The organism is Haemophilus haemolyticus (genome assembly GCF_003490595.1).
In the GTDB taxonomy this organism is placed as follows: domain Bacteria; phylum Pseudomonadota; class Gammaproteobacteria; order Enterobacterales; family Pasteurellaceae; genus Haemophilus; species Haemophilus haemolyticus_L.
Window position 1 is genome coordinate 93063 of the sequence record NZ_QQGY01000009.1, and the last position, 7380, is coordinate 100442.

Annotated in this window: 6 protein-coding genes; 1 reads left to right on the forward strand and 5 read right to left on the reverse strand. The window is 38.7% G+C overall.

The window, feature by feature from the left end:
* Window positions 1–24: 24 nt before the first annotated feature.
* Window positions 25–1464, reverse strand: coding sequence for a DNA recombination protein RmuC (locus DV415_RS08205; RefSeq protein WP_118790885.1), 1440 nt, complete (start codon window positions 1462–1464; stop codon window positions 25–27).
* Window positions 1465–1544: 80 nt separating this feature from the next.
* Window positions 1545–2675: a cytochrome-c peroxidase gene (locus DV415_RS08210; RefSeq protein WP_118790886.1), complete on the reverse strand. Its 1131-nt coding sequence runs from the start codon at window positions 2673–2675 to the stop codon at window positions 1545–1547.
* Window positions 2676–3064: 389 nt separating this feature from the next.
* Here DV415_RS08210 and DV415_RS08215 point away from each other — a divergent pair, with 389 nt between their 5' ends.
* Complete coding sequence (locus tag DV415_RS08215) at window positions 3065–5305, forward strand: nitric-oxide reductase large subunit (RefSeq protein WP_118790887.1); 2241 nt, start codon at window positions 3065–3067, stop codon at window positions 5303–5305.
* 236 nt (window positions 5306–5541) lie between these two features.
* Here the strand turns inward: DV415_RS08215 and DV415_RS08220 are convergent, their stop codons facing one another.
* The 3 genes from DV415_RS08220 to DV415_RS08230 form a co-directional block, all read right to left on the reverse strand.
* The gene (locus tag DV415_RS08220) at window positions 5542–5637 is read right to left on the reverse strand and encodes a methionine/alanine import family NSS transporter small subunit (RefSeq protein WP_114908471.1); all 96 of its coding nucleotides are present in this window, start codon (window positions 5635–5637) and stop codon (window positions 5542–5544) included.
* 1 nt (window position 5638) lies between these two features.
* Window positions 5639–7165, reverse strand: a complete 1527-nt coding sequence (locus DV415_RS08225) for a sodium-dependent transporter (RefSeq protein ID WP_118790888.1) — start codon at window positions 7163–7165, stop codon at window positions 5639–5641.
* A gap of 114 nt (window positions 7166–7279) precedes the next feature.
* Window positions 7280–7380, reverse strand: a 101-nt coding sequence (locus DV415_RS08230; protein ID WP_133253116.1) for an IS3 family transposase, incomplete at its 5' end; no start/stop codon positions are given.

Here is a 7380-nt window from a genome sequence, read left to right on the forward strand (position 1 = left end):
AGTTTTTTTGAAAATAGCAATATTTTATTCATTTCTCTGCTCTAATGTCGTCAACCTAGCCAAATCCACCTGATTATTTAACAACTCCACATCTGGCATCGTTTTATTTGCTTTTGCGGAAAGGGTTTTAAATCGTTCTACTTTGCCAACTAAACCTTGTTGGCCAACAAGTGCGGTGACTGTGTGGTTGTATTGGTTGCTGACGGTGGAAAGCGTATTGCCGAGCTTACTTAAACGTTCTGCGACCAAGCAAATTTGGTTATAAATATCACCCGCTTTTTCAGCGATTTCTTTTGCCTCGGTATTACCGCGTTCGATGCGCCAGAGGTTTGCCACGGTGCGTAAAATCGGCATTAAGGTAGTGTGAGAGACCATAATTACATTACGTTCATAACCGTAATTAAATAAAGCAGGATCAGATTTTAAAGCCTCAATATACGCGGGTTCCACTGCAATAAACATGAGAACAAAATTCGGGCTACGCATGCCAATAAGATTACTGTAATCTTTTTTATGCAAATCATTAATATGGGTTTTCAATGCAGAAATATGTTCTTTTAGTAAACGCTCACGTTCAAAATCATCCTCAGAATTTACCGCACTTTCGTAAGCCACCAGCGACATTTTGCTGTCGATAATTAAGTGCTTTTCATCAGGTAGATTTAACACAAAATCTGGATAATTGCGCCCGCCTTGTTCATCTTTAAAATGCGCTTGGGCACGGTAATGCACATTTTCTTCAAGCCCAGCCAGTTGCAAAGCTTGTTCTAATTGCACTTCACCCCAGTTACCTAACGTTTTCTTTTCGCCTTTCAGCGCAGAAGTTAAATTACTCGCCTCTTGCGACATATTCAGACCAATTTCCAGCACTTTTTTGATTTCCGCTTCCAAGCCTGCATTACCTTTTACCGATTCGGAGTGAATTTCATTGACCCGTTTTTGGAAACCTTCAATTTGCTCACGGAAAGGCTTGAGCAAGGTTTCCAATGCCGTTTGATTTGATTGACTAAATGATCGACTTTTTTCATCCAAAATCCGATTGGCTAGATTTTGAAATTCCACGCCCAACTGTTGCTTAGATTGTTCAAAGTTTTGTTGTTGCGCGGAAAAATATTTTTCTTTCTCTGCTAAGGTTGTTTGTAACCCCGTTAATTCTTGAGAAAGTGCGGTCAATTTTTCAGTCAAATTTTGTCGTTCTTGTGTAAGATGATGTATTTGTTCATCACGTTCAGTTAAACGATATTGCAGCCCTTGATTTTCAGTCTGTACTTTAATTGTTTGTTGTTCAAACTGGTTTTTAATGCTACTAAGTTCATCAAATTTACTGGCAAGTTGATTGTAATATTGAGTCGTTTTCGATAATTCTTGATAAAGATGTGTATATTTTTGTTGGCGTAGAATAAGCAATAAAATCAATAAAACAACGATTGCTAACAAGCTAAAAAGCCACAAATTCTCTGACATATATCCCCCTTAACATAATGCCGTAAATTGTAACATAGAAATGTGAGTTAAATTTTAGCTTTAAGTGCGGTGAAATTATCTCACTCACCGCCCTTATCATAGGCTGCATCAGTCAACGTTTTCAAAAACGCTTCCAATGCATCAATTTCTGCATCAGTAAGCGGTTTACCTTTAAGATCACTATTGCTTATCGTTGGAGCATATTCTGCTGCCGCCCAAGGTTTGCCGGTTTCGGGATTAATTTTACGCTCAGGGTTGTTATGGCTATCCAAAAATAATAATACAGTGCGCAGCTCTTTAAATACACCGTTATGCATATAAGGTGCAGTAACTGCTACATTACGCAATGTCGGCACTTTAAATTTGCCCTTTTGAGCGATATCACCTTTCACCATTGGATTATCTAACAATCCATTATCCACCCAATCTTCGCTTAATTTATTGTGAGCAATCAATGCCTCATTTTTCGGTACACCAAGATTGAAATAACGATAATTTGTAAAAGTTTCTTCACGATGATCTTTTTCATTCAGCTGATGGCAATTACTACAAGTTGTTTTTTCTTTATCAAAAAATAACGCCTTTCCTAATGCCTCTTGCTCAGTAAATTTATCTTGCCCTGCCAAAGTGCGGTCATATTTAGAACTGAATTGAGCAAACAAATCTAATTGCTGAAATGCAGCAAGTGCCTGTTCCATAATGGCGTAAATTTTCTCATCATCTTGCCAAATTTCCTCGCCCCAATGCTTGGTAATGTAATCTTTCACTGCTTGATTTTCGGCAATACGTTTCACCACACTGGCTTTGTCTTTCATGCCCATTTCAACAGGATTGAGTGGAGGTCCCCCCGCCTGCTCAGCTAAATGTTTTGCTCGACCATCCCAGAACTGACCGCCAACATAATCCTTAATTTTTTCATCGAAATGAAAATCAGGGGAATATTTTGCATAAATGGCTGTTGGTGTGTTGCGATTACCAAACTTTGTCGGATCATCACCTTGTGAAACCATTTTATTGATATCGTTTTTGCGTAAATCCGCAAAAGCCGCTGCGGGCATATGGCAAGTAGAGCAACTCTGTGTTTTATTGTGAGAAAGTGATTTATCAAAAAAGAAAGCTTGACCCAATCCAAGCAATGCCGGATTTATAGGTTCTTCTTGAGCAAAACAAAAAATAGGTAAGGCAAATAATGACAAGAAATATTTTTTCATTCTAACTCCACGGACATAAAAAATAACTGCACTTAGTCAAAGTAAATCCACTATTATAAATTTAGACTGTACATAAATTAACTTAAACATTGATATCTTACACCAAACTCAAATTTTTAAACCTTTTCTTACATACTTAAATTAACTACTACTTCTAGTAGAAAAGCAATACTTTTGTAAATTGAAGAACTGTTAAAACATTTTTTAGCTGCGGTTTTTTGATGACCTCAATCAAAAATAACCTACTAATTTAGTCAATTACTTTATTTGAGGTATTATTATGGTGTTCAAATACCCGATATAATTAGTCGGGTATTTTGCTTTGTGTAAAATATTTACCTATGATTTTAAATAGGAAGTTAATTTTTCAATAACCTAGGAGTGATAAAATGGGACAGTATAAAAAGTTCTGGTACCTATTAGTCGCCGTATTGATTGGGGCATTCTCCATTCTCGGTTACTATGGGTTTGAAGTTTATCGTGAAGCACCACCAATTCCACAACAATATGTTTCAGAATCAGGTGAAAAAGTGATTACTCACGATGAAATTTTACATGGTCAAACAGCTTGGCAAACTACTGGCGGTATGCAAGTGGGTTCTGTTTGGGGGCACGGTGCATATCAAGCACCAGACTGGACGGCAGATTGGCTTCACCGTGAATTAACTAATTGGTTGGACATTACAGCGAATCAAGAGTTTAGTAAAAACTTTGCAGATTTAAATGATGAACAACAAACTTTATTAAAAGCGCGTTTAACCAAAGAATATCGCGGCAGCAAAGTTGAAAACGGCACCGTTGTGCTTTCTAACACCCGTTTAGCGGCAATGGAAAAAACTGCACAATACTACATTTCTTTATACGGCGATGATCCTACTACCAAAGTGACTCGTGAACACTTTGCGATGAAGGATAACACGCTTCCTGATTTACAAGCGCGTAAAGACTTAACTAAATTCTTCTTCTGGACTGCGTGGACTGCATCAGCTGAACGTCCAAATACAAATGCAAGCTATACCAACAACTGGCCACACGAGCCGTTAATTAATAACGTGCCAACACCTGAAAATGTGATTTGGTCTATTGCGAGTGTGGTATTCCTCATTGCAGGTATTGGTTTTGTGGTATGGATTTGGTCATTTAAAAAACGTGAAGATGAAAAAGAACCAGCAACACCTGAGTTCGATCCACTTACAAAATTACAACTTACCCCTTCTCAACGTTCGTTAGGTAAATACCTCTTCACTGTGCTTGCATTATTCTTACTGCAAGTGAACTTAGGGGCGATTGTTGCTCACTACACTGTTGAGGGGCAAGAATTTTACGGTATTGATATTTCCCAATATTTTCCTTATTCATTAATACGTACTTGGCATATTCAATCAGCCTTATTCTGGATTGCGATGGCATTCTTAGCTGGCGGTTTATTCCTTGCACCAATCATTAATGGCGGTAAAGATCCGAAATTTCAAAAATTGGGTGTGGATGTTCTATACTGGGCATTAGTAGTATTAGTAATAGGTTCATTCACTGGTAGCTACTTAGCAATTGCTCATATTCTTCCTGAAGAATGGAGCTTTATGTTCGGTCATCAAGGTTACGAATTCATTGACTTAGGTCGTTTCTGGCAAGCGGTAAAATTTGCAGGTATCTTATTCTGGTTAGTCTTAATGCTTCGCGGTACAGTGAACGCATTCAAACAACCAGGAGACAAAAACTTATTGGCATTGTTCTTCGCTTCCGTAATTGCAATCGGTTTGTTCTATGGTCCAGCATTATTCTACGGCGAGCACACTCACATTTCTGTGATGGAATACTGGCGCTGGTGGGTGGTTCACCTATGGGTAGAAGGCTTCTTTGAAGTATTCTCTGTAGCAGCGCTTTCATTCATTTTTGTAAGTTTAGGTTTAGTTTCACGTCGTACTGCGACGGTGGCAACCATTACTGAAGCGGCATTGTTCTTAATCGGTGGTATTCCAGGTACGTTCCACCATCTATACTTCGCGGGTGCAACAACCCCAATCATTGCTGTAGGTGCTTCTTTCTCTGCGCTTGAAGTGGTACCGTTAGTATTATTAGGTCACGAAGCTTGGGAACACTGGGCTATGAAACAAAAAGCACCTTGGATGGAACGCTTAAAATGGCCTCTTTACTGCTTCGTAGCCGTTGCATTTTGGAATATGTTAGGTGCTGGTGTATTTGGTTTCTTAATCAACCCACCAATTTCACTCTACTATGTTCAAGGCTTGAACACAACTGCTGTTCACGCTCACGCAGCATTATTCGGCGTGTATGGCTTCTTAGCATTAGGCTTCGTATTCTTAATCGCTCGTTACTTACGTCCAAATACACCATTTAACGATAAATTAATGAAATGGGGCTTCTGGTTATTAAACGGTGGTTTAGTACTCATGATCGTGTCGAGCTTACTACCTATCGGCGTTATCCAAGGATATGCAAGTATCTCAGAAGGCTTATGGTATGCACGTAGTGAAGAATTTATGCAACAATCATTATTCGATACATTGCGGTGGATTCGTATAGTAGGTGATGTTGTATTTATATTAGGCGCACTCGCCTTCTTCTGGCAAATCTTTACGATGATTTTCTTCAGACCTAAACATACTTAGTTAGGTTATCCCCCAAAGCGACTTATGTGAAAGTAGGTCGCTTTTTTATTCTCATCTATCATATCTTATATATAAACATTAAAAATATTAGAGGCTAAAGTAGATTATCAATTATGTTAATCTGCTTCAGCCCCTTAAATAATATTGAATAATGTTTGTTAATACCCTACACCTTAATCAATTGGTTATTTAGTCCAAATTTGGGGGGACAGATCAACGTGCGGTCAGATTTATGATTATTCTTCTTTTGGTAATCGAATTAGGGCATAAATTAATCCGCCCCATACTAACGCGAGAGACACGATCATCATAATAATTGCACCAGTAGTCATTTTATTCTCCTTTAGTTTCATCAATCGTTAATTTGGTGTCGCTTTTCCATTTTAAGCGAGAGAGGAAGAACGCCACGACAAGTAAGCTAATAGACATCCCCCAACCAAAGGTGTTTACAAACCAGTTTGGATAACCTTCGTAACCTTCAGAGAAGACTTTTGCCCCTTCGCTGAAAAGCATGAATGCTAAAACGCCACTCGTTAATACAATACATAAACGCCAGAAGAAACCTACTTTGAAAGATGATGTTTCGTTTAAGTGATTACCTAATAAACCGAGTTTTTCATTTGCCACAATCGCAATTAAAGAAGCAAATGCTACGGCAACAATACCGAAATAGTTCACGAATTTGTCGAACACATCTAACATTGGTAAGCCAGTTGTCGTACCAAATAAAATGACAGAAACTAACATCATTGGTACACCAACGATGAATGTTACTTTCCCACGGCTAATGCGAATTTTATCCTGAATTGCGGAAATAATTACTTCGATAACTGAGATGAATGAAGTCAATGCGGCAAAGGTTAATGAACCAAAGAATAACACGCCTAGCACTTCGCCAAATGGTGCTTTGTTGATGATGGTTGGGAACGCGAAAAATGCTAAACCAATTCCACCTTTTGCCACTTCACTCACTTCTTGACCTTGCGCAGTTGCAATAAAACCTAATGCTGCAAATACACCGATACCCGCTAATACTTCAAAGCTACTGTTAGCAAAACCTACAACTAAACCACTTCCCGTTAAATCGGATTCTTTTTTAAGATAAGAGGCGTAAGTCACCATAATCCCAAAGCCGATTGAAAGAGAGAAGAAGATTTGTCCATAAGCGGCAATCCACACACTCGGGTTGGATAATTTTGTCCAATCTGGTGTAAATAACGCATCTAAACCTTTTGCCGCGCCGGGTAAGAATAAGGAATAAATCACAAGCGCCATAAACATTACAACGAGCACTGGCATTAATACTGAGGAGACCTTAGCAATTCCTTTTTGGACGCCCATAGAAAGTACGCCTAAGGCAACAATCCACATCGCAATTAATGGTGCGGTTACCATACCAACAAATTCAAAGCTGATACCATTTTTAATATCGCCCATTTTTAAAAATTCGCCGATGAAGAAATCAATAGGCTTATCACCCCACGCACCAGTGAAAGAAAAATATGTATAGCTTGCTGCCCAACCTAATACCACGGCGTAATATAGTCCGATGATGACATTTACCATCATTTGCCACCAGCCAAACACTTCAAAGTGTGCACTAAAACGGCGATAAGAAAGTGGCGCGCCACCACGATGACGGTGCCCAATGGCATAATCTAAGAATAAAAGAGGAATCCCTGCGGTTAACAACGCGATAAGGTAAGGGATGATAAATGCTCCACCACCATTTTCATAAGTGGTATAAGGGAAACGCCAAATATTACCAAGACCGACGGCCGAACCAATCGCGGCCATAATAAATGCACGACGACCAGAAAAAGTCTCTCGCTTTTGCGCTTTTTGAGCTGAGTGCGCCATAAATTATCCTATGTAAAAAAATGAAAAGAGTTTTAATATAATGAAATCTAATCATCAGTCAATAAATAAGCCAAAAGAGCGGTAAAAATGATCTGACCCCAAAAAGTTAGACTGTTATTTAAAGGATTGTTTTCGATATTGTATCGGACTCAGTCCTTTTAATTTTAGTTGAATCCGTCGATGATTATAGTAATCCAAATAATCTCTGACAGCAT